Raw genomic sequence first — 21,788 nt, 5'->3', positions numbered from 1 at the left:
CTTATTGGTTACCTTGCTGCAGCAGTTCATTGACGTAAGCGTCGATGGCACTGGTGGTATTTGTAATGTTTGAATCGTCACATGCTTTGATGTGCTGTTCTAACTCTTCACAAAGCTGTTTGCCCGGCGTCAGGTTGAGCATGGCAAACACGCCTTTAAGGCGATGCGCTGTCTGAGCAAGCATGGCGTAGTCCTTTTCCGCCGACTCAGTATACAGTCTCTTTACATCAGGCGGTACTGTCTCGGTAAACAGCTGGAAGTAGCCACCGCTGAGCAGCGGGGTCAGTTCCTCGTCTTCTGTACTCTCCTCCATGGAATCATGGGCCAGCTGTTGTTCAATCAGAGCCAGCAGCGCATCCTGGAGCGCATTGCTGAGATTGAAGTTGACCCGGTATTGCCGATCGTTTAGCGCGTGATGTCCCAACTCATCCTCCGCCAGCAGCAGCGCCCAGCCGCTCAGCCTGGCGGGATCGTCGGTCACCAGCACGTCATGTTCCTGGCCTGACAGCCGCTCTTCAGGGGACAGGCAGCGCGCGCCCCAGTTTTCCAGATGGCGACAGACGATTTTGTATACGTCTTCCACCTCAATCTCGATAAGTGCAGTCACGCCATCCAGCAGCTTCTCCTCTTCTTCTTCCGTCTGCGGCTCTACCGCCAGCGGAAGCTGAATAGAGTAGCGCGTGCCGATATCCGGCTTGGCGATAATGTCCAGGCTGCCGCCCATCTGCTTGCAGAGCTGCTTACAGAGGAAAAAGGCCATGCCGGACGCCTGACCGTAACGATCCTGGCTGGTTTCGCCCAGGAACGGGAAGTCGGCGTTCGCCAGCTCGTCGACGGTCAGCCCCGCGCCGGTATCCACCAGCTCAATCATCAGACGCTCCGGACGGGCCTCATCGGCGCTCACCGTCAGGGAAATCTTGCCCCAGCGCGTGGTGGTCAGCGCGTAGTGCATCAGTGTGGCGAGCACTTTACGCAGCGCGCGGCGGTCGCCGAACCGCTGTTCATCATTGGGCTGCAGATTATTCACTACCAGCGACAGCCCTTTACGCCGCATCAGCGGCAGGCTTTCCAGGGCGATCTCGTCCAGCAGCTCCTGCAGGCTGAAAACGCTGGCGTCGGGCGACCAGTCGTGCGCTTCCAGCCGGTTAAGCAGCACAATATCGTCTACCAGCCGCGCCAGACTTTGGCTCTGGTCCAGCAGGTCGAGTACGGTTTCATCTTCGTCGCGCTGGCTAAGCTGCACCAGCTGCGCCACCACTTTCTCCAGCGGACGATTCAGCGCGTGGCCGAGGTTTTGCAGCAGCTGTTGTCGCATCTGATGGTTGCGATCCAGCACCTGCTGCGCCTTTTGCAGCTTTTTGTTCACCAGCAGCTCGCGATCCTGGTCGCGCATCAAAAAGAGCTGAGTATGCGGCGACAGCACGCTGCGCGCATGGCGAATCTCATAAACTTCGTTGTTAATGGTCGCCTGCAGAACGCCCTGATGCTGGTCAGACATATTAATGATTTTTTGCAGGTTCAGATGCGGCAAAAGATGTTCTGCGATCTTATTGCTGAGAATGGTGCGGTTGCTGGCGAAGTCATACACCAGCAGGCCGACCGGCAGGCTGGCGACAATCTCTTCGTTCAGCACGCGCAGCGAATCCAGCTCTGCGCTCTGGTTTTCGCTCGGGCGCAGCGACTGCTGGCGCAGCAGCGTCATGCCGGCGAAAGAGAGCAGAAACAGCACCAGGTTCACCAGCAGCGGCCACAGCAGATTATGCAGCGTATCCATCATCAGGCTGGTAAGCGGCACGCGGTAGACCAGCTGCAGCGGCGTGCTCGGCAGGGTGGCGGCTATCTCCAGGTCAGGATTAACGATAGCGATCTGCGTGTTCTCGCTCTCTTCCTGATCGTTTGCGGCAGGCAGGGTGGCGTCCTGGCGCAGCTGGAAATTCTCAATCGGCATGTTTTGCGGAGTGAGATCGTTGATCGGCAGATCGAAGGCGACCACCGTCGCCAGATGGCCCGGCTGGTTAAAAGTCGTGCGCAGCGTAAAGTAGTGATCGTTCTGAAAGGCGAAATGGCGCAGCGGCGAGAAACTTTCGCGCTCGTCCAGCGCATTGGCCTGCTGCAGCATCTCGGCGCGACGGCCATCCACCAGCGAACTGATGGCACTCTCTTTATAGCGTGTCGCCATATCTTTCAGCGGCAGGGTAGAGATCATAATCAGGCTGTTGTCCTGACCGTTGAGGAAGTACATCGACCAGGTCGGATTCTCCGCGCCCCACAGCGTATCCAGGTAGCTCGACATGCGCATTGTCATATCGAGCGTACTGCTGTCGTGCGAGCCGAAAATCAACGCTTCCGTCTTGCGGCGGGTTTTTTCCAGATAGTAGACGTCCGGACGCAGCCGCGTCTCCTGCAGGCTACTGTTCGGCGAGCTTCCCGCCGCGCTGGTGGCGAGATTTTCATAGATTTGCCAGGTGGCGAAGCGATAGGCGTCGATACGTTTTTGCGTCGCTCGCGCCAGATCGGTCATAGCATAGCGTTTCTCGGTCAGCCAGGCGTTGACCGAGTTGTGTACCATAAAGCCCAGCGCCAGCAGCAGCACCAGATTAAAAATCACAAAAAAGCGAGTGACATTGCCGGATGTCAGTGGAAACTTAAAGGGCAACATAGCGTGTCAGGCACCTGAAATCATCGCGCAACCAGTCGGGCACTGGCGGCCACAGCCAGCAGCAGCAGCGCGATGAGCAGAAAGGCACCGCTGAGGCTCAGCCATTGAGAAATAAATCCGATTAAGGCCGGACCTGAGAGAATACCCGCATATCCCAGCGTTGTCATGGCGGAAATCCCCAGATTTGAGGGCATATCCTTTTGATTCCCGACGGCATTAAATAACATCGGCACCGTATTGGATAAACCAAAGCCCACCAGCAGAAAAGCGAGCAGGGCCATCTGCGGCCAGGGCAGAAATACCGCCAGCGCCAGACCGGCCGCCGCCGTCAGCGCGCCCGTCAGCATAACGAGAAAACGGCCGAAACGGTGAATGATCCTGTCACCGGTCAGACGGCCAATGGTCATCGCCACCGAGAAGAGCGCATAGCCCAGGCCCGCGTGCGCGGTCGTCATATCCGGGCTTTGCAACAGCAGCAGCGCGCCCCAGTCGAGTACGGCGCCTTCGGCAAGAAACAGAATAAAGCAGAGCAGGCCAAGAAAAGCGACGAAGCCGCGCGGAACCACCAGCCACGGCTGATCGGGCTGGTGCAGGCGCTCGCTCATCAGCGTCGGCAGGCTTACAGCCAGCAGTAGCAGCATCAGAGCCATCACCAGCGTGACCGACATGAGTGGCGACAGGCCAACGCCCAGCAGCAGGCTGATCGCGCCTGCGCCCAGGATGCCGCCAAGGCTAAAGAAGCCGTGGAAACCGGACATCATCGGTTTGCGTGCCGCTTTTTCCACTTCAACCGCCTGCACGTTCATGGCGACATCCAGCATGCCCAGCCCGGCGCCGAAGATCATTAGCGTCGCGGCCATCATCCACATGACGTTCAGCGTCGCCAGCAGCGGAAGCGTCGCCAGGATCACCAGCGTAGAGCCGAGCATCACCCGGCGGCAGCCGAAACGGCCGACCAGCGATCCGGTTACCGGCATTGCCGCCAGCGAACCGATACCCAGACAGAGCAGAAGCGCGCCCAGCGAAGCGCCGCTCAGCGCCAGACGCTGGCTGGCGAAGGGTACCAGCGGCGCCCAGGAGGACATGCCGAGACCGGCAATAAGAAAAACGAGGCGTGTCCCCAGACTGACACGGTTGTGAAGTTTCCTGGGTGATGCGGCGTCCAGTGCGGTCATAGTCATTTTCGTGAGTGTTAAAGCGACGAAGTGTAGCATTAAAGCCATAGCCGCACGCGTTGCCGGTAAAGGCAGGGTAACGATAATTCCATATAAGAACCGGCATTTTAACGACTTTTACCCCGCCATAACGCTTTTCCAGAACTTTCCTGGCTCATCTGTGACATGCCGCGACGCTAAAGCCAGGCCCCCTCTCTGCCAAAGCCTGTTTAGCGCGTTTAAAACCTCGCCCGAGGCAGGGCGCACAATGGCCGTTCTGGTCATAAGCAAAGCGATAAGGAGATGCGCATTTTTCAGCGAAATATAGCCCGTCGAACGCAGCGCTGAAGAGAAATAAGTCCAGTAGCCACAAGAGAAATAACGCTTTATTACCGTGATAAATTATTAGTGAGAATATTAAACACAACGATTAACTTGATGTGCGATTATTAACAATAAGTGCTAAGACGAGGCGCTAATATTTTAAGCGTATTTACCGCTTTGACTTACGAGGCAGGTTAAAAAGGAATTTTCGGGCAAAAAAATGCCGGGCATACAGGCCCGGCGGGAATTAGGGTAAACATCTCATTCGGGGTGAATGAAGGTAATAATGAAATAAATGATGATAGCGGGATCTATTGTATTCACAGATGACGTCTGTGTTTTATCATTCAGTGCTCAGAAATTAGTGATTCTAATAACATGAAATTTAAGGAGAAAAAATTCACTTGTTATTTTGTGCGATAATTTTTACCGATACGTGCTGGTTATTAGTTCCGCAAAAATTACAATTAGAAATAACTATTTCGAACTATGAAACAGTTTTGGAAATTTCGTAGCATTTTCGTGATAGCTTATTGCCCTTTATAAAATAACAATGGCTTGCCGGCTGAATTTTTAAGCGTTCAGCTCGCAGTGGCAAAAATAAGGCACATAACAGAGGGTAAATAAAATGAAACGTCGCGTTCTCTCCCTGATGATCCCCGCGCTGCTGGTTGCAGCAGGTTCTGCAAGCGCAGCGGAAATTTACAACAAAGACGGCAACAAATTAGACCTGTTTGGTAAAGTCGACGGTCTGCACTATTTCTCAGATAACGACGGTAATGACGGCGATCAGTCTTACCTGCGCTTCGGTTTTAAAGGCGAAACCCAGATTTCCAACGAGCTGACCGGCTACGGCCAGTGGGAGTATCAGGCGGCGCTGAACACGTCGGAAAATGAAGGCACCGCTGACAGCTACACCCGCGTTGGCTTCGCCGGTATCAAGTTCGGCGATGCAGGCTCCTTCGACTACGGCCGTAACTACGGCGTAGCTTACGATATCGGCGCATGGACCGACGTGCTGCCGGAGTTCGGCGGCGACACCTACGGCGCGGACAACTTTATGTTCCAGCGCGGTAACGGTATGGCAACCTACCGTAACTCTAACTTCTTCGGTCTGGTGGACGGCTGGAACTTTGCCGTTCAGTATCAGGGCAAAAACGACAACCCGAGCCGTGAAACCTCTGGCCGTAACGTGCTGGGTGAGAACGGCGACGGCTGGGGCCTGAGCACCACCTACGATCTCGGCTCCGGCTTCGGTATCGGCGCGGCGATGTTCCAGTCTGACCGCACCAACAACCAGAACGGCGCAACGCCAGGCGTCCTGGGACGCGGCGACAAGGCGGAAGTCTATACCGGCGGCCTGAAGTATGATGCCAACAACATCTACCTGGCGGCGATGTACAGCCGTTCCTACAACGCGACGCGCTTCGGCTCTACAGACGATACGATATACGGTTTCGCTGACAAAGCGGATAACTGGGAGCTGGTGGCGCAGTATCAGTTCGATTTCGGCCTGCGTCCGTCTCTGGCGTTCGTTAGCTCACGCGGCACCGACGTGCAGAACTGGGGCAAACAGAACCTGAAAAAATATGTTGATGTAGGCGCGACCTATTACTTCAACAAAAACATGTCGACCTACGTTGATTACCAGATCAACCTGCTGGACGACAACGCCTTCACCGACGCTGCCGGTATCAATACCGACGATATCGTCGCGCTGGGCCTGGTTTATCAGTTCTAAACCCGTCAGGAGCGTAGCCTGCGGGCTACGCTCCCGTTTGCAGAATGGCCGCCAGCGCAGCCGCTAAATCCGCCGTTACCGCTTCCGCCTCCTCTCCCAGCTGTACCCGCACAATGGCGCCTTCCGCCAGCAACATAATCTGTCCGGTTTTCCACCGCTCTTCTGGCACCAGCCGCAGCGCAATGGCGTCCGCCATCTCTCGCTTATGCCGCCGAATCAGCACACTGATATCGGGCAGGCTATCGCCCAGTTCTGCGCTGGCGTTAATAAAGGCGCAGCCGCGATAGTCCTCTTCATCAAACCAGCTTTTCAGCGCGGCGGGCAGGGCGTGCTGTAACAGGGGTATTTGTGCCAGCGCCTGTTGAAATCCCTGCATCCAGCGCTGATGCCGCAAATCCAGCACCGTAGCGATAAGCTGGTTTTTCGCCGGGAAATGGCGATAGAAAGTCACTTTGGTCACGCCAGCCTCTGCAATCACTCTGTCGATGCCGGTGGCGCGAATACCCTGCTGGTAAAAGAGCCGCTGCGCCGTGGTCAGAATGCGGTCACGAGCCGAAGCGTCAGGATCAAAAAGGAGCGGAGCGAGCATAATCAGGCCTGCGATTTTTTTAGTAGACAGAATTGTCTACATGCAGCAGAGTAAAGCAAGTAGACAAACCTGTCTACATACTGACTTCAACCACAGGAGACGACAATGCTGCTTCCTCCGTTTAGCGAACAGAGTGCAATACAAAAAGTACGTATGGCGGAAGATGCCTGGAACAGCCGCGATCCACAGCGGGTATCACAGGTTTATAGCCTGGAGACGCGCTGGCGCAATCGCAGCGAAAGCGTGCAGGGGCGCGACGCGGTGGTAGCGTTTCTCAGCCGCAAATGGGCGAAAGAGCTGGATTACCGGCTGATCAAAGAGCTGTGGGCGTGGCATGAGGATAGGCTGGCGGTGCGTTTTGCCTATGAATGGCATGATGACAGCGGCAACTGGTTTCGCAGCTACGGTAATGAAAACTGGCGCTTCGGGGCTGATGGCCTGATGATCGAGCGTTTCGCCTGTATCAACGATCTGCCGATTACGGCCAGCGAACGACGTTTCCACTGGCCGCTCGGCAGGCGCCCGGACAACCATCCGGGGCTTAGCGAGCTGGGTATGTGATTATGACTGCGGCATGCGCCTGCGCCTTGCCGCCTGTTTTTTCTCAGGCTGCGGCGGCACGCTGCCTTCAAATCCTGTTCCTGCCAGAGTAAACGCGGAAAAACTCAGCCACTGTTGCCACTGGCTGAACCTTGACGATGATTTATGCATGCTGCACCTCCCGGAATTAAACCCGGTCTAAACAGTGCACTATTCATGCCAGCTCGATCGCTCTCACAGCCACGGATTCTTTGCGCACTTTGCTACACTGCCGCAGCATTTTGGTGCAGCTCTGCTCAGCGCTGGCGCGCTGCGCCCCATGCGAGCCGCTTTTGACGCCGCTGTTGCAGCAGCTTGATGATACTGAAGATAAATACGCCGCCAGCGATGGCGAGAATCAGATAGATCATAGAAGCCTCCTGTTATCAGCCGGGACAGCACCAGAGAGTGTGCCAGGCTGTGCGGGTTTACAAGCCGCTTTTGGTTACTTTACTGACTAGTTATGCTTTGTTTAAGGCTGGAATATAGCGTTACAGATGAGGGAAGAATGCGATACTGGAATATTCTGCTAATGACAGCGGCGATCTGCCTCCTGAGCGCCTGCGATAAGGCGACGCCGCAACAGGCGATGGTGCTGGAAGGCAAAACCATGGGGACAGTGTGGCGCGTATCGCTGGCGGGCGTCGACGCCGCTCGCAAAGCGGGATTGCAGCAGGCGATCCAGCAGCAGCTTGACGCGGACGACCAGACCCTTTCAACCTGGAAGCCCGATTCGGTGCTGTCACGTTTTAACCGCTATCAGGGGAGCGCGCCGCAGCCGGTCAGTGCCGATATGGCGGATATCGTGACTGAGTCGCTGCGTATCGGCGCGAAAACCGGCGGCGCGATGGATATCACCGTGGGGCCACTGGTCAATCTCTGGGGCTTCGGCCCGGCAAAACAGCCTGCGCACACCCCAACGGATGCCGAAATCGCCGCGGCGAAAGCGCAAACCGGCTTGCAGCACCTGCGCGTGATCGAAACGGTGGAAGGGCAGTGGCTGCAAAAAGATCTACCCGGACTCTATGTCGATCTCTCTACGATGGGCGAAGGCTACGCGACCGACCATCTGGCGCGGCTGATGGAGCGCGAAGGGATCAATAATTATCTGGTTTCGGTAGGCGGGGCGGTATTGAGCCGCGGCCAGAATGCTCAGGGACAGAGCTGGCGCGTGGCAATTCAGAAGCCCACCGACAGCGAGAACGCCGTACAGGCGCGCGTCGATTTGCAGGGACACGGCATCAGCACATCCGGCAGCTATCGCAACTATTATGAACTGGATGGCAAACGCATTTCGCACGTCATCGATCCGGCGACCGGCCGTCCCATCGAGCACAAGCTGGTCTCCGCCACGGTTATCGCCACGACGGCGCTGGAGGCGGACGGCTGGGATACCGGACTGATGGTGCTGGGCAGCGAGAAGGCGAAAGCGCTGGCGCTGCAGCAGCATCTGGCGGTCTACCTTATCAGTAAAGAGGGCGATAAATTCGTCAGCTGGATGTCGCCTCAGTTTGCTGCATTTCTGATCGACAGCGAATAAAAGCGCAAGGGGGAATAATGCTCGACCTGTTTAGCGAAGAAGCGCCGTGGCAGGAGCCGCTGGCTGAAGGCGCGGTGATCCTGCGCCGTCGCGCGCGCGAAGAGTCGCCTGCCCTGATGGCGGCAATTTTGGCGGTAGCGCAGCAAAATCCGTTTTATCATCGCATCACGCCGGGCGGTCATCGCATGTCGGTGGCAATGACTAACTGCGGTGATTTCGGCTGGTCGAGCAACTCGCGCGGCTATCAGTACACCGAACAGGACAGCGAGAGTGGACGCAAGTGGCCGCCAATGCCGCCGCTGTTTCGTCAGCTGGCGCTCGACTGTGCGCGCGAGGCGGGGTTCCCGCACTTTAATCCCGACGCCTGCCTGATAAACCGCTACGAGCCTGGCGCAAAGCTGTCGCTGCATCAGGACAAAGATGAGAAGGATCTGCATCAGCCGATCGTATCGGTTTCGCTGGGGCTACCGGCGGTGTTTCAGTTCGGCGGTTTCGCGCGTGGTGATGCCACCCAGCGCGTGCTGCTGGAGCATGGCGACGTGGTGGTATGGGGCGGGCCGTCGCGCCTGCGCTATCACGGGATTTTACCGCTCAAGCCTGGCGACCATCCGCTTACCGGTGCATTCCGCTACAACCTGACCTTCCGCCGCGCCTTCTGAGCGCGGCGTTGTTGCGAATAACTATTGCTATCATTCCGCATCGCTTTAAACTGCTGGCTGCTTTCCTGACTGCTGGATTTATTTATGGCTTTGCTCAAGGTTGTTTTCCGCCAGTTTCGCTGGCCTTTTATCGGCGTCATTCTGCTGACGCTGCTCAGCGCCGTACTCGGCATCGCCATGATCGCCTATATCAACAGCGAAATGATCTCGGCCATCAATACCTCTTTCTCCGTCCTGCCCGGCTTTTTGCTGCAGCTGGTATTGCTGATGGCGGTGACGCTCGCCGCACAGCTGGCGCTGACGCTGCTGGGGCACCAGTTTGTCTGGCGGCTGCGCGGCGAATTTATTAAGCGCATTCTTGATACCCGCCTCGAACGGCTGGAGCAGATCGGCAACGCGCAGCTGCTGGCCGGGCTGACCAGCGATATCCGCGCGATTACGATCGCCTTTGTCCGCCTGCCGGAGCTGATTCAGGGCATCATCATCACGCTGGGCTCTGCTCTCTATCTCGCCTGGCTGTCGCCGAAAATGTTGATGGTCTCCAGCCTGTGGATGGCGATTACGCTGGTGGGCGGCTGGCTGCTGGTGTCGCGCGTTTATCGCCATATGGCGAAACTGCGCGAGGTTGAAGATGATCTCTACCGTGATTTCCAGACGGTGACGGAAGGGCGCAAAGAGCTGCATCTTAACCGCGAGCGCGCCCAGCTGATCTACGAGACCGTTTATCAGGAGGACGCGAAGGCTTATCGTCACCATATTGTGCGCGCCGATACCTACCATCTCAGCGCGGTGAACTGGTCAAATATCATGACGCTTGGCGCTATCGGCATGGTGTTTTTTATGGCGAACAGTCTTGGCTGGGCGAACACCGCAGTGGCGGCTACCTTCTCGCTGACGCTGCTGTTCCTGCGCACGCCGTTGCTGTCGGCGGTTGGCGCGCTGCCGACGTTGCTCAGCGCGCAGGTGGCGTTTCGCAAGCTTAACGCCTTCGATCTTGCTCCTTATCAGGAAGGCTTCCATACGCTGCCGCCGCTGGCGGAGTGGCGCACGCTGGAGCTGCGCGACGTCAGTTTCCACTACGGGAAAAACGGCTTTGAAGTCGGGCCGATCAACCTGACGCTGCGACGCGGCGAGCTGGTGTTTCTGATTGGCGGCAACGGCAGCGGCAAGTCAACGCTGGCGATGCTGCTGACGGGCCTTTATCAGCCGCACGCCGGCACGCTGCTGCTGGACGGCAAGCCGATCGGCGCGGAAGCGCTTGACCACTGGCGCAAGCATTTCTCCGCCGTGTTTACCGATGTGCACCTGTTCGACAGGCTGATTGGCCGGGAGGGCGTGCCCGCTAATCCTAAACTGGTACAGGCCTGGCTTGAGCGTCTGAAAATGCAGGACAAGCTGAAAATCGAAGGCAACAAAATACTCAACCTGCAGCTGTCAAAAGGGCAGAGCAAGCGGGTGGCGCTGCTGCTGGCGGCGGCTGAGGAGCGCGACGTGCTGCTGCTGGACGAGTGGGCAGCGGATCAGGACCCCCATTTCCGCCGCGTCTTCTATCGTGAACTGCTGCCCTGGCTGCAGGCGTCAGGCAAAACCGTGTTCGCTATCAGCCACGACGATCACTACTTTATTCATGCTGACCGTCTGCTTGAAATGCGCGAAGGTAAACTCAGCGAACTGACCGGACGCGAGCGTGAAATGGCGACGCTGGATGCGGTACAGCGCACCGATCTGTCTTATCCGCAAAATGAAAAAGCTTAGCGTAAAGGGTTAGTGGCGGGGGGCCTGGCGCTGGCGTTAAGCTGTGCTTCAGCAAAAACAGCTGTTTTTGCCTCCCTGGAATATTTTCTGTCGTCTTGTGTTTATACCGGTTTAGCCTTTCTTGCTAAGCCGGTTTTTTATTGCCCACAAGCGGATGGGTCAGCAGCGTCAGCACCCGATCCGCCTCCAGCTGAAATTCCGCCTCCAGCCGCGTACCCGCGGCAAAAGCCTGGCTAAAAGAGTCATTCAGACAAATTACCGCCTTGCCCGTTGTTAAGTCGATCTCCTGCAGGCTCGCCTGATGAAAATCCATCGGCTGATGCAGCTGCGGCCACAGCGCTTTATACAGGCTCTCTTTCAGCGAGAAGAGCAGCGTCGCGGCCTGTGGAAAGGGCAGCGGCAGCGCGCGCAGTCGTGCATTCTCATCATCGCTCATCAGTACCGCGGCGGTTTCCTCGGCGGTGCGCTGGCTCATGGTCATTTCGATATCGACGCCAATGCAGCGCGGCTGCTGCGTAACGGCCAGCGCCACCGCGTCATCGGTGTGCGACAGCGACGCCTGAATACCCGGCGGCCAGACAGGAGAGCGATCGCTGTGATTTTGCAGCAGGAAATCAGAGATGCCAAAGCCGCGCATCACTTCGCGCGTCAGCCAGCGGCTGGCAAGGTACTCGGCGCGACGCTTTTTCACTGCCCGGCGCAAAGCGGGAGGGATGGGCAGGTTCCAGCGCAGGCTGAGGCCGTCGTCATACAGGTTTAGATCGAAGCGCGCCTGCGCCAGCACGTTATCGCCACAGCGCATATGGGAAGCATAAATAAAGCCGCCTTCGGGAGGCGGCAGGGAAATCATTTGAAGATTCATGAGGTTCCACGGCAGTGCGCAAAAGGGCATTAAAGCAGCCCGCCATGGTTGCGACAACCGTTTAGTCGTTAGGCGGAATGGCAAAACCCTTCACGGAAACGACGAAATGGTTGTGACCCTTGGTGATGCGCGCGCCGCGATCGCACCAGCGAGAGGCCAGCCGAAAAAAATCGTCGCTGCCGATATTGTAAGCCAGTTCCACTTTACTGACGCCTGAATGAAGCAGTTCTTCTGCATCCTGCAGGCTCTTCGCTTTGATAACCATTGTGATATCCATCCGAAATTCAGAGGACTTTAGAATAATCACTTTTTATGACATTTTTGTTTCACTAAGGTTAAAAAGCGCGGCGGCTTGCGACTTTTGTGAGACCGGTCAGGGATAATTGCACAGAGTAAGCAGCTGAAGGGGTTAGAAATCTTTTACTCTCTTATATATTACAGCCATTAAAAAGGCCGCGCATGGCGGCCTTGGTGGGTTACTGCTTCTGATCCGGCTCAGGACGTTTATCGCCTGACTCCGGCGCGTTGTTTGGATCGTCTTTTTCTATGTAATGCATAAACTCTCCTCTTGTTACCCACACACAAAGGTCAGTATAGACCATGTTTCTGACCCGATGGCGGAAAGGAGCGGTTCAGGCCCGGCACAGCAGTAACAAAAGGGGGGCGGCAAGCTCCCTGGCTCACTGAACCGTCCTCATCGGTCAAAAAATAAGTGAACAGTTACGCCCATTGTAACGCTTCATGCTTTTCATTTTTTATATAACCATTTTCCTGCTTTCGCAGACTGAATAAACATGTCAATAGTGAGATCAGGAATATCAACCGGCTCTGGTTTTTTAAATGGGTTCCAGGAAAATTTCACTTCAGGATAATAGATTTGCATATCAAAATCTGACATGTTTACACTCAAATCGCGTGAATAATCTTCGACAAACGCTTCAACATCATCCTGATCTAACTTTACGTCAAAATGAATGCTTGAGGAGGCTGTGTAGGTGTCATACTTTTTCTTTCTGAACATATATTTCCCGCTATAGCGGGTAACTAAAGCGATAACACGTTGTTCAATATCATCTACCATAATTTACTTTGTTCTGTGTCAGAGCCTTGTAGTCACGTACAGAGCAGTAAATGATACGGGAGACATCGGTAATTAAAATAACTTCACCAGTCAGCGGAACCGTTCGCCCAGTGAAGGTACTGACCTTACGCACCGTTATCAGTTTGGCCGTCCTGACGCTCCTTGCTTGTGTTTAATCGTATAACCAGCGACCGGCCTTCGCTGATTCAATCAGCATACCGATGGTGAAATCCGGGACGGGTATCGGCGGGACTTTTTTAAAGGGGTTCCATGAAACAGGCACGTCAGGATAATAGGTCTCTATTTTAAAGTTGCCCTTATCAATGTTGAAAGTTGTAAAAAAATCGTCCATAAGATCTTCGGCTTCACCTACATCTAACTGCATATCTGTATCTAAATCGGTCTTTGGATTGAGCTTTCTTTGTTTTTTCTCGTTATTAAATAAATAAACGCCGTTGTAGCGTCTGACTAACGAGTAAATACGCTTCTCAATATCATCTGCCATGATTTATCCTTACCTCGTGCAGTAATTCGCAGTATTCATTACAAAAACCATGAAAAAAAGCTCAGGGGCGGTAAGGTTTGATCGTCCTGCATAGAAATATGTTCCGTTAAGCTCTTCAACTGTATCCATACGTTGCCCTCGACGCTTTTCTTGTGGAGGAGGAACTGGCCGCAGGATTATCAGAATACAATTCTCCAGAAGGGGCGACCAGCGAACCGTTTTCTATATTAAGAAAATTCTCTCTTCAGTAAACAGAAGAGGTGAACGTATTCCTTCTTATTTGAGAATGAAATTAACCTGATAAAATTTCGCGTGCTCTGGCTGTTTTTGTATCCATCCTTCGATGAAGCACTCGTCATGGCGTGTAAGTTCGAAGCACACCGTTCACAGAGCGCGGCGAAGAGGTACTAAGCAGGTTAAAAACCTGGAAGGGCGCACAGACGACGGATAAAACATTGCGGGCAAGGCGACCGCTGAGGCCAGTGTGCCGGAAACGTAACTTACATCATTATGCGCGTCTGGAAGGATAGCGAGCCTGTAAAGCCATTACATAGACGCATTTTCTTGCTCTGGTTTTGTCATCGTAAAATCCAGGCATAAAAAAAGCAGCCTTAACAGGCTGCTTTAGTTGGGAATTTTGGTCGGCACGAGAGGATTTGAACCTCCGACCCCTGACACCCCATGACAGTGCGCTACCAGGCTGCGCTACGTGCCGAACAGTGGGGCTTAGTCTACTGTTTCTTCGCCGGAATGCAAGCAGCTGGCGTCTAACTGCCTCATAAATAATCAGTTAGCGATAAAGCGCTTCTCTTCCGTCAGCACCTGCAGCAATAACGCCAGCTCTGGCCGGTGATCTTTCAGGAGATTGCCCTGCGCATCGTAGGCGCGATAGCTGCCGTTATTGTTGAGCACCAGCGTCACCTGAGGCGTAGTCACCACCAGACGGTTATCTTCGCTGCTGGCGACCCAGTCGTGGCGGCGCTGCGCGGCGAAGAGATCTTCCCCTTGCGAATAATTCACCGGGCTGGTGCGCACATGCAGCAGGCGCTGCATCAGCGTCGCCATCACATCCTGATGGTCGGTCAGACGATCGATGGTCTGCGCAGGCGTATCCGGCCAGTGAATGACCAGCGGAACCTGCAGGTTCGCGCGATTGCCCACGTTACCAGCGGCGCCGTCCAGCGCCACGCCCTGTTGCGCAGTAATCACTACCACGGTATTTTTCAGCAGATTGCGCTGCTCCAGCGTAGCGAGCACGTTATGGATTTGCTCATCAATCGTCGCAGCCTGACGCAAGTAGCTGCGTTGACGCGTTTTTACCGTCGTGCCGTTCAGATCGACGCCGTCCAGCGCAAGCCAGGAGAACCAGGGATTGCCGTCGCCTTTCTGCCCGTTCAGCCAGTTTTGCCACTGGGTGACAGTGCTGGCGTTGGGCTGGCTGTCGGTATTCGGCAGCGTATAGTCCGTCAGCAGCGCCTGGCGATAGAGCGGCTGGTTAAAGCCCTCCGATGAGAAAAGCCCAAACTGGTAGCCTTGCGAACTTAATGCGCCAAGCAGCGCCGACGGCATGCGCGCCGCCAGCACGCCGTCCATATAGCTGGCGGAAATACCGTAGAACAGGCCAAACAGCCCTTTTTCCGGGATATCGCCCGCGCTGTAATGCTGGGTAAAACGCACGTTATCGCTGGCGAACTGATTAAGCTGCGGCAGCGTTTTTGCCATATCGCCGCCGTTCAGCGTTTTCACGGTGATTACCAGCAGGTTATTGCGCGTGCCGCCATCGCGGAAGGTGATATCGCTAAGCGGATACTGCACCGAAACCGCCTCTGGATCGCCCTGCTGGATCAGGCGCTGCTGATAAGCCTGCGCGTCCAGCAAGCCGTGGCGCTCAAGGAAACGTCGGGCGGTCATCGGATAGGAGAGCGGCAGGTTAGCGCGCTGCATAGTAATCGGACGATAGAAATTGGCATCGGCCCAGATATAGAGCAGATGGCTGGCGAAAAAGGCGCTGATAAACAGCGCCGCCAGCGGCTTGCCGAACGAGCGCCGGTTCAGGCTGCGCAGCTTCTGCCAGCTCCAGGTGGCGAACAGCATCTCCACCAGGAAAATCAGCGGCACGCTGATAAACATCAGCTGCCAGTCGCGCGCCATCTCGCTCTGGTCCGGGTTGATCACCAGCTCCCACACCACCGGATTAAGGTGCAGATGGAAGCGGTTGAACACCGCGCTGTCGACCATAATCAGCGTCAGCCCGACGGTGGCGATAATCGCCGACAGGACGCGCAGCAGCCGCTGCGACATCACAACAAAGGTCAGGGGAAATATCGCCAGCAGGTAGACGGCAAAAACAATAAAGCTGAAGTGGCCGATCCAGCTGCTGAAGGCGTAAATGCGCCCGGCGAGCGAAGCAGGCCAGTCGGCGACCACCAGATAGCGGCTGCCTAAAATCAACGCGAATAAAATATTAAACAGAGCAAACCAGTGCCCCCAACTGATCATCTGGGACACTTTTTCGCGGTAGCGCTGCCGGTTGGTTACCATATTATGCGGTCAAATCAGCGATTAATGGGCGTTGTCGTCACGTACGGAGGCCTGAAGGGCTTCCGCGAAAGATCGTGCCAGTGAACGGCGCTGCGCCGGCGCAACGTCGCTGTTGATCACGTTGGTTACCATATTCCCCAGCACCATCAGGGAAAGGTCGGTCGGCGCATTGTCTTTCTGCAGCACCTGGGCCAGTTGCGCGAGGAGTTTTTCCACGCGTTCGTCGCTGTAACGGGATGATTGTGGCATATCGTCGACTAATCTCGTTTCAAAAGGCGATATAGTACCGTAACAACAGGGTTTTTACCGCAATTTTATCGAAAGCGCACCGATCGGCTATCGCATGGAGTTGAAAGCCGGTGCGGGCGGTGTTTGAATACGCGCCTGAACCAAAAGGAGAGTCTACCATGAGTCTGGATATCGACCAGATTGCCCTGCATCAGCTTATCAAGCGCGACGAGAATCAGCTTGAGCTGGTGCTGCGCGATACGCTGCTGCCCGCCAACGCTACCGTGGAAGCGATGGTAGAGGAATTGCACCGCGTCTACAGCGCTAAAAATAAAGCCTACGGTCTGTTTAACGAAGATAGCGAACTGGCCGAAGCGCTGCGCAACTGCCGGAAGGGCAATGATGACTTCCTGGCGTTCAGCCGCGCTGCGACCGGCCGTCTGCGCGACGAGCTGGCCAAATATCCTTTCGCCGAAGGCGGCGTAGTGCTGTTTGTGCACTATCGCTATCTGGCGGTGGAGTATCTGCTGGTGGCGGTGCTCAACAGCCAGAGCAGCATGCGCGTCAATGAGCAGCTCGACATCAGCAGCACCCACTATCTGGACATCAACCATGCCGATATCGTGGCGCGCATCGACTTAACCGAGTGGGAGCTGACGCCGGACTCCACGCGCTATCTGACTTTTCTGCGCGGCCGCGTAGGGCGCAAAGTCGCCGATTTCTTTATGGACTTCCTCGGTGCCAGCGTCGGTCTTGATACGAAAGCGCAAAACCGTGGCCTGCTGCAGGCGGTGGATGATTACTGCGCGGAATCGGCGCTTGATAAGAACGAGCGGCAGAACTATCGCCAGCAGGTTTACAGCTATTGCAACGAGCAGCTGCAGGCGGGCGAGGAGATCGCGCTGGAGGATCTGTCGAAGGAATTGCCGCCGCTTGGCGAGAAATCCTTTCAGGCCTTTACGCAGGAGCAGGGCTATGAGCTGGAGGAGCACTTTCCGGCGGATCGCAGCACGCTGCGCCAGCTGACCAAATTCTCTGGCAGCGGCGGCGGTCTGACGCTGAACTTCGACGCCGGGCTGCTGGGAGAGCGCATCTTCTGGGATCCGGCCACCGACACCTTAACCATTAAGGGCACGCCGCCGAACCTGCGCGATCAGCTGCAGCGACGCACCAGCGGCAAATAAGCGCGCAGGCGCTGTCAGCCAGCAAAAAAAACGCCGCATAAGCGGCGTTTTTATATCGATTCGCAGGCGATTAGGCGCGTACGAAGTCGATGTGGTGCAGTTTTGGCTTGAACGGGTGACGCTGAACAGCCTGCACTTTGACGTTGGTTTCTTTACCGTCAACAACCAGAGTCAGAACGTCAGTGTAGAAGCCTGGCTTGGTCTGCAGGTTCATTACTGAGTCGTGGTCCAGTTCGATAGAAACAGCGGCTTCGCTACCACCATAGATGATGGCCGGGAATTTGTTCGCTGTGCGCAGGCGGCGGCTCGCACCCTTACCCTGCTCTTTACGTACTTCTGCGTTGATGGTCAACATTATCATGTCTCTTTAATAATTCCTGCTACAGGCGACCCAGCAACAGGAGGGTTGTTCAAAGGCTAATGCGAATGCAAAAGCGGGCGGCAGTATAGCGGTAATGGGCGGGGCGGGCAAATGATTCCGCCGTTTAGCGTAGCTCGTTGGCGCGGCGAAAGCGTCCCTGATAGTCGAACAGCTTCTCGCGCACCTGCCAGAACTGCCCTTTAGCGCGCGCTACCACAAAATCGGGATGGCGCAGCAGCGGCTGTAGCGCGACCACGTCGGCCGCGGTTTGCCAGCCGAGCGGCACGCCCGGCGCGCGCTGATGCGGCCGCATAAAAAGCTGTTCGAACGCCTTACGCTGAGCGGGCGTACTCAGACGAAAGCGTTCGTCGACGCTGGTGCCATCCTCGTCGAAATAGGTCGCCTTCAGCCATTCGCCTTTATCATCGCGGCCATGCGCCAGCGTCATGCCGCCGCAGCGCAGCACCAGCGCATCCTTCAGCTTCAGCGCCGCCTTCAGCATATCGTCGGGATCGACCAGCACTTTATCGCACTGATGGCAGCGGCGCGCCGCGATATCGTTCTCGGCGCCGCAGTCGGGACAGCTTTTAAAGCGGAAGCGGAAATCGCACTGTTCGCGGTTGCCTTCGTCATCTTCCAGCACGCCCTGACAGCGGCGGCCGAAGTGCTCGATAATCATGCCGTCTGCGGTGGTTTTGCCCCAGAAGGTGTTGGCGAACCCACACGCGGGACAGAACACCTGTACCGGCTCATTATCGCTGGCGCCTTTCGGCGCGCCCACTTCCGGGGTAAAGAGGTCGTGCGGGTTGCCGGCGTAGTCGAGAATCAGGCAGTCGGTTTTGCCCGGCGACAGGCGCAGGCCGCGCCCGACAATCTGCTGATAGAGGCTGACCGACTCGGTAGGGCGCAAAATAGCGATAAGATCGACGTGGGGCGCATCGAAGCCGGTTGTCAGCACCGCGACGTTAACCAGGAATTTCAGCTGCTGCGCCTTAAACGCGGCGATCGTCGCATCGCGCTCTTTAGCGGGGGTCTCCGCCGAGATCAGCGCGCTATTGTCCGGCAGCAGCGTGAGGATCTCGCGCGCATGCTCTACCGTCGAGGCAAACACCATTACGCCGCGCCGATCCTCGGCAAATTCCACGATCTGGCTGATGATATGCGGCGTCACGCGCTGCTGCTGCTTTAGCTCGCGATTGAGATCGGACTCGCTGAACAGCCCGTTGGCCTGCGCTGTCAGACGGCTAAAGTCATACTGCACCACCGGCATATCAAGCCGCTCCGGCGGCACCAGAAAGCCGTGTTTGATCATATAGCGCAGCGGCAGCTCGTAGATGCAGTCGCGGAAAAAGGCTTTCTCGTCGCCGCGCACCATGCCGTGATAGTGAAACTGATAGATCCAGCCTTTGCCGAGGCGGAAAGGGGTCGCCGTCAGGCCCAGCAGGCGCAGCTGTGGATTGTGCTGGCGCAGATGATTGAAAATTTGCTGATACTGGCTGTTGTCGTCATCGCTGATGCGATGGCACTCATCCACGATCGCCAGCGAAAAGGCGCTGTCGAACTGATCCAGATTACGCGCCACCGACTGCACGCTGCCGAATACCACTTTGCGCTGGCTCTCTTTGCGCTGCAAACCGGCGGCGAAGATATCCGCTTCAAGGCCATAGGCCTGATATTTGCTGTGGTTCTGCTCCACCAGTTCTTTGACGTGCGCGAGCACCAGCACGCGTCCGCGCGCCAGCCGCGCCAGCTCGGCGATCACCAGGCTTTTGCCTGCGCCGGTCGGCAGTACGATCACCGCCGGTTCGGCGTGACGACGAAAATGATTGAGAGTCGCGTTAACCGCGTCTTGCTGATAGGGACGTAGAGTAAAAGCCATTGCCGATCACTTTTGCGAAACTGAGCGAGATTATGCCATGAAAATAGAGGAAACGCAGGAACGGCTCTGTGCGACAGCCTCGGTTCCGGCTATACTTCCCCTACTTTTTCAACGGGTAAAACCCCGTTTCAGTTTCCCTCCGCAGTAACAGGCAAAGCGAATTCATGCGACTCGACAAATTCATCTCTCAGCAACTGGAAGTCAGCCGGGCAATTGCCGGTCGTGAAATCCGGGGGCAAAAAGTCACCGTTAATGGCGAAGTGGTGCGCGACACCGCCTTCAAAATCCTGCCCGAGCATGAGGTGGAATATGACGGCAATCCGCTGCAGCTGCAGGTAGGGCCGCGCTATTTTATGCTGAACAAGCCGCAGGGCTACGTCTGCTCTACGGACGATCCCGATCATCCGACCATCTTGTTTTTTATTGAAGAGCCGACCGCGTGGAAGCTGCACGCTGCAGGTCGCCTCGATATCGATACCACCGGTCTGGTGCTGCTGACCGATGACGGTCAGTGGTCGCACCGTATTACCTCGCCGCGCCATCACTGCGAGAAAACCTACCGCGTCACGCTGGAGCATCCCGTCGCCGAAGAGGTGGCGCAGCAGTTCGCCGCAGGCATTCAGCTACACGGCGAAAAATCCCTGACCCAACCGGCGCAGATGGAAGAGATTACGCCGACCGAGGTGCTGCTGACGATCAGCGAAGGGCGCTACCACCAGGTGAAGCGCATGTTTGCCGCCGTTGGCAATCGCGTGGTCGGGCTGCATCGTGAGCGCATCGGCGGCATCGTGCTGGATGCGGATCTGGAGCCGGGCGAATATCGTCCGCTGACGGAAGATGAAATTGCCAGCGTCGGGCTGCCCGACGAGTTAAAACAGAAATAGCGGAGCGGCCGTGCGCAAGGATAAAAACTCAGCGGTAGGACTGGTAGTGATTCTGGGATTGCTGGCGATGCTGATGCCGCTTTCCATTGATATGTATCTGCCCGCGATGCCGCAGATCGCCCGCGAATTCGGCGTAGCGGCGGGTCGCGTGCAGATGACGCTTAATCTCTATATCCTTGGTTTCGCCATCGGTCAGCTGGTATATGGCCCGCTGGCGGACAGCTACGGCCGCAAACCGGTGATTGTGCTCGGCACGCTAATTTTCGCCTGTGCGGCCGCCGCCTGCGCGCTGTCGCAGTCGATTGACCAGCTGATTCTTATGCGCTTTCTACACGGCCTTTCCGCCGCTGCGGCCAGCGTGGTGATTAACGCTCTGATGCGTGACAGCTACTCGAAAGAGGATTTCTCGCGCATGATGTCCTTTGTCATGCTGATCACCACCATCGCGCCGCTGCTGGCGCCGATTATCGGCGGCTGGCTGCTGCTGGCATGGGACTGGCACGCCATTTTCTGGACGCTGGCAATCGCCGCCTTGATCACCACCGTAATGGTGATGACGCAGATCCGCGAGACGCTCAGGCCGGAACAGCGTCAGCGTTTTCACCTGCGCACCATGCTGGGTAATTTCGTCACGCTGTTCCGCCACAAGCGCGCCTTCAGCTATATGCTGGCGAGCGGCTTCTCTTTTGCCGGGCTGTTTACCTTTCTGAATGCCGGTCCGTTCGTCTATATCGAGGTAAACCACGTTTCGCCGCAGAACTTCGGGTATTACTTCGCGCTGAACGTGGTGTTTCTGTTTGTGATGACGCTGATCAACAGCCGCGCGGTGCGCCGCTTTGGCCCGCTGGCGATGTTCCGCGCCGGGCTGCTGATCCAGTTCGCGATGGGCATCTGGCTGCTGGCGGTTAGCGCGCTGCACATGGGCTTTATTCCGATGGTGCTGGGCGTCGCCATGTTTATCGGCTGCGTCTCGATGGTCTCATCTAACGCCATGGCGGTTATTCTGGATGAGTTTCCCCATATGGCGGGCACCGCCTCATCGCTGGCGGGCACGCTGCGCTTTGGCGTCGGCGCGCTGGTCGGCGCGCTGCTGTCAACGGCCAGCTTTAACAGCGCCTGGCCGATGGTAGGCACCATCGCGGCGTGCGCCACGCTCTCTGTTCTCTTTTTTATCTACGCGTCGCGACCCCGCGCAATCAGACGCTAAGCGCCAGCCCTGGCGTAAAGCCGCGCAGGAATGTCCTGAGCGGCCTTGCGACAGGG

The 21,788-nt window shown here is 56.4% G+C and carries 19 protein-coding genes, 1 tRNA gene and 1 pseudogene; 8 read left to right on the top strand and 13 right to left on the bottom strand.

Going from position 1 to position 21,788, the window contains the following annotated elements; genetic code table 11:
- Position 1 precedes the first annotated feature (1 nt).
- A complete protein-coding gene (gene rcsD / locus MHZ89_RS08595) occupies positions 2–2,656 on the bottom strand; it encodes a phosphotransferase RcsD (RefSeq protein WP_120454172.1) in 2,655 nt (884 codons plus the stop codon).
- A gap of 23 nt (positions 2,657–2,679) precedes the next feature.
- Positions 2,680–3,834 (bottom strand): MFS transporter, encoded by a 1,155-nt coding sequence (locus tag MHZ89_RS08590; RefSeq protein WP_311782650.1) that lies wholly within the window; start codon positions 3,832–3,834, stop codon positions 2,680–2,682.
- 931 nt (positions 3,835–4,765) lie between these two features.
- Between MHZ89_RS08590 and ompC the strand changes: the two genes are divergently transcribed.
- Entirely contained in the window at positions 4,766–5,878 is a 1,113-nt protein-coding gene (gene ompC / locus MHZ89_RS08585; RefSeq protein WP_311782649.1) for a porin OmpC, read from the top strand.
- 25 nt (positions 5,879–5,903) lie between these two features.
- Here ompC and MHZ89_RS08580 read toward each other — a convergent pair whose 3' ends face one another.
- Positions 5,904–6,467: a helix-turn-helix domain-containing protein gene (locus MHZ89_RS08580; RefSeq protein WP_311782648.1), complete on the bottom strand. Its 564-nt coding sequence runs from the start codon at positions 6,465–6,467 to the stop codon at positions 5,904–5,906.
- Positions 6,468–6,572: 105 nt separating this feature from the next.
- Here MHZ89_RS08580 and MHZ89_RS08575 point away from each other — a divergent pair, with 105 nt between their 5' ends.
- From MHZ89_RS08575 to MHZ89_RS08555, 4 genes are all read left to right on the top strand, one after another.
- Positions 6,573–7,028 (top strand): nuclear transport factor 2 family protein, encoded by a 456-nt coding sequence (locus MHZ89_RS08575; protein WP_311782647.1) that lies wholly within the window; start codon positions 6,573–6,575, stop codon positions 7,026–7,028.
- Positions 7,029–7,554: 526 nt separating this feature from the next.
- The gene (apbE, locus tag MHZ89_RS08565; RefSeq protein WP_311782646.1) at positions 7,555–8,586 is read left to right on the top strand and encodes an FAD:protein FMN transferase ApbE; all 1,032 of its coding nucleotides are present in this window, start codon (positions 7,555–7,557) and stop codon (positions 8,584–8,586) included.
- 17 nt (positions 8,587–8,603) lie between these two features.
- A complete protein-coding gene (gene alkB / locus MHZ89_RS08560) occupies positions 8,604–9,245 on the top strand; it encodes a DNA oxidative demethylase AlkB (RefSeq protein WP_311782645.1) in 642 nt (213 codons plus the stop codon).
- Positions 9,246–9,329: 84 nt separating this feature from the next.
- Entirely contained in the window at positions 9,330–11,000 is a 1,671-nt protein-coding gene (locus MHZ89_RS08555) for a multidrug ABC transporter permease/ATP-binding protein (RefSeq protein WP_311782644.1), read from the top strand.
- A gap of 124 nt (positions 11,001–11,124) precedes the next feature.
- Here MHZ89_RS08555 and MHZ89_RS08550 read toward each other — a convergent pair whose 3' ends face one another.
- From MHZ89_RS08550 to MHZ89_RS08520, 8 genes and pseudogenes are all read right to left on the bottom strand, one after another.
- Positions 11,125–11,862 carry a 4'-phosphopantetheinyl transferase superfamily protein gene (locus MHZ89_RS08550; RefSeq protein ID WP_311782643.1) on the bottom strand — a complete coding sequence of 246 codons (738 nt, stop codon included), beginning with the start codon at positions 11,860–11,862 and terminating at the stop codon, positions 11,125–11,127.
- Between the two features lie 61 nt (positions 11,863–11,923).
- Complete coding sequence (locus MHZ89_RS08545) at positions 11,924–12,127, bottom strand: hypothetical protein (RefSeq protein WP_120453133.1); 204 nt, start codon at positions 12,125–12,127, stop codon at positions 11,924–11,926.
- A gap of 483 nt (positions 12,128–12,610) precedes the next feature.
- A complete protein-coding gene (locus MHZ89_RS08540; protein WP_311782642.1) occupies positions 12,611–12,943 on the bottom strand; it encodes a DUF1493 family protein in 333 nt (110 codons plus the stop codon).
- 172 nt (positions 12,944–13,115) lie between these two features.
- Positions 13,116–13,448, bottom strand: coding sequence for a DUF1493 family protein (locus MHZ89_RS08535; RefSeq protein WP_311782641.1), 333 nt, complete (start codon positions 13,446–13,448; stop codon positions 13,116–13,118).
- Between the two features lie 24 nt (positions 13,449–13,472).
- Positions 13,473–13,577, bottom strand: a pseudogene (locus MHZ89_RS22675) (STM2901 family protein); the annotation flags it as partial.
- A gap of 509 nt (positions 13,578–14,086) precedes the next feature.
- Positions 14,087–14,163: transfer RNA gene (locus tag MHZ89_RS08530), tRNA-Pro, on the bottom strand.
- 71 nt (positions 14,164–14,234) lie between these two features.
- On the bottom strand, positions 14,235–15,989 hold the full coding sequence (gene yejM / locus MHZ89_RS08525) for an LPS biosynthesis-modulating metalloenzyme YejM (RefSeq protein WP_311782640.1): 1,755 nt from the start codon (positions 15,987–15,989) through the stop codon (positions 14,235–14,237).
- 21 nt (positions 15,990–16,010) lie between these two features.
- The gene (locus MHZ89_RS08520) at positions 16,011–16,238 is read right to left on the bottom strand and encodes a YejL family protein (protein WP_033750387.1); all 228 of its coding nucleotides are present in this window, start codon (positions 16,236–16,238) and stop codon (positions 16,011–16,013) included.
- A 158-nt stretch (positions 16,239–16,396) separates the two neighbouring features.
- Between MHZ89_RS08520 and yejK the strand changes: the two genes are divergently transcribed.
- Positions 16,397–17,401, top strand: coding sequence for a nucleoid-associated protein YejK (gene yejK / locus MHZ89_RS08515; protein ID WP_311782639.1), 1,005 nt, complete (start codon positions 16,397–16,399; stop codon positions 17,399–17,401).
- 70 nt (positions 17,402–17,471) lie between these two features.
- Here the strand turns inward: yejK and rplY are convergent, their stop codons facing one another.
- Entirely contained in the window at positions 17,472–17,756 is a 285-nt protein-coding gene (gene rplY, locus MHZ89_RS08510) for a 50S ribosomal protein L25 (RefSeq protein ID WP_033750384.1), read from the bottom strand.
- Between the two features lie 130 nt (positions 17,757–17,886).
- Positions 17,887–19,641, bottom strand: a complete 1,755-nt coding sequence (locus tag MHZ89_RS08505; protein ID WP_311782638.1) for a DEAD/DEAH box helicase family protein — start codon at positions 19,639–19,641, stop codon at positions 17,887–17,889.
- A gap of 164 nt (positions 19,642–19,805) precedes the next feature.
- Here MHZ89_RS08505 and rsuA point away from each other — a divergent pair, with 164 nt between their 5' ends.
- Entirely contained in the window at positions 19,806–20,525 is a 720-nt protein-coding gene (gene rsuA, locus MHZ89_RS08500) for a 16S rRNA pseudouridine(516) synthase RsuA (RefSeq protein WP_311782637.1), read from the top strand.
- A 10-nt stretch (positions 20,526–20,535) separates the two neighbouring features.
- On the top strand, positions 20,536–21,732 hold the full coding sequence (locus MHZ89_RS08495; RefSeq protein ID WP_311782636.1) for a Bcr/CflA family multidrug efflux MFS transporter: 1,197 nt from the start codon (positions 20,536–20,538) through the stop codon (positions 21,730–21,732).
- Positions 21,733–21,788: the final 56 nt, after the last annotated feature.

It is taken from the genome of Pantoea sp. ACRSB (assembly GCF_022346905.1).
GTDB lineage: Bacteria > Pseudomonadota > Gammaproteobacteria > Enterobacterales > Enterobacteriaceae > Pantoea > Pantoea piersonii.
Note: the sequence above shows the minus strand (reverse complement) of the source record. Positions and strands in the feature narration are given on the sequence as shown.

What these genes read in the sequence shown, in the direction of transcription:
- MHZ89_RS08590 (WP_311782650.1), bottom strand. Translation starts at nt 3,834, where the DNA reads ATGACCGCACTGGACGCCGCATCACCCAGGAAACTTCACAACCGTGTC.
- ompC (WP_311782649.1), top strand. Translation starts at nt 4,766, where the DNA reads ATGAAACGTCGCGTTCTCTCCCTGATGATCCCCGCGCTGCTGGTTGCA.
- MHZ89_RS08580 (WP_311782648.1), bottom strand. Translation starts at nt 6,467, where the DNA reads ATGCTCGCTCCGCTCCTTTTTGATCCTGACGCTTCGGCTCGTGACCGC.
- MHZ89_RS08575 (WP_311782647.1), top strand. Translation starts at nt 6,573, where the DNA reads ATGCTGCTTCCTCCGTTTAGCGAACAGAGTGCAATACAAAAAGTACGT.
- apbE (WP_311782646.1), top strand. Translation starts at nt 7,555, where the DNA reads ATGCGATACTGGAATATTCTGCTAATGACAGCGGCGATCTGCCTCCTG.
- alkB (WP_311782645.1), top strand. Translation starts at nt 8,604, where the DNA reads ATGCTCGACCTGTTTAGCGAAGAAGCGCCGTGGCAGGAGCCGCTGGCT.
- MHZ89_RS08555 (WP_311782644.1), top strand. Translation starts at nt 9,330, where the DNA reads ATGGCTTTGCTCAAGGTTGTTTTCCGCCAGTTTCGCTGGCCTTTTATC.
- MHZ89_RS08550 (WP_311782643.1), bottom strand. Translation starts at nt 11,862, where the DNA reads ATGAATCTTCAAATGATTTCCCTGCCGCCTCCCGAAGGCGGCTTTATT.
- MHZ89_RS08545 (WP_120453133.1), bottom strand. Translation starts at nt 12,127, where the DNA reads ATGGTTATCAAAGCGAAGAGCCTGCAGGATGCAGAAGAACTGCTTCAT.
- MHZ89_RS08540 (WP_311782642.1), bottom strand. Translation starts at nt 12,943, where the DNA reads ATGGTAGATGATATTGAACAACGTGTTATCGCTTTAGTTACCCGCTAT.
- MHZ89_RS08535 (WP_311782641.1), bottom strand. Translation starts at nt 13,448, where the DNA reads ATGGCAGATGATATTGAGAAGCGTATTTACTCGTTAGTCAGACGCTAC.
- yejM (WP_311782640.1), bottom strand. Translation starts at nt 15,989, where the DNA reads ATGGTAACCAACCGGCAGCGCTACCGCGAAAAAGTGTCCCAGATGATC.
- MHZ89_RS08520 (WP_033750387.1), bottom strand. Translation starts at nt 16,238, where the DNA reads ATGCCACAATCATCCCGTTACAGCGACGAACGCGTGGAAAAACTCCTC.
- yejK (WP_311782639.1), top strand. Translation starts at nt 16,397, where the DNA reads ATGAGTCTGGATATCGACCAGATTGCCCTGCATCAGCTTATCAAGCGC.
- rplY (WP_033750384.1), bottom strand. Translation starts at nt 17,756, where the DNA reads ATGTTGACCATCAACGCAGAAGTACGTAAAGAGCAGGGTAAGGGTGCG.
- MHZ89_RS08505 (WP_311782638.1), bottom strand. Translation starts at nt 19,641, where the DNA reads ATGGCTTTTACTCTACGTCCCTATCAGCAAGACGCGGTTAACGCGACT.
- rsuA (WP_311782637.1), top strand. Translation starts at nt 19,806, where the DNA reads ATGCGACTCGACAAATTCATCTCTCAGCAACTGGAAGTCAGCCGGGCA.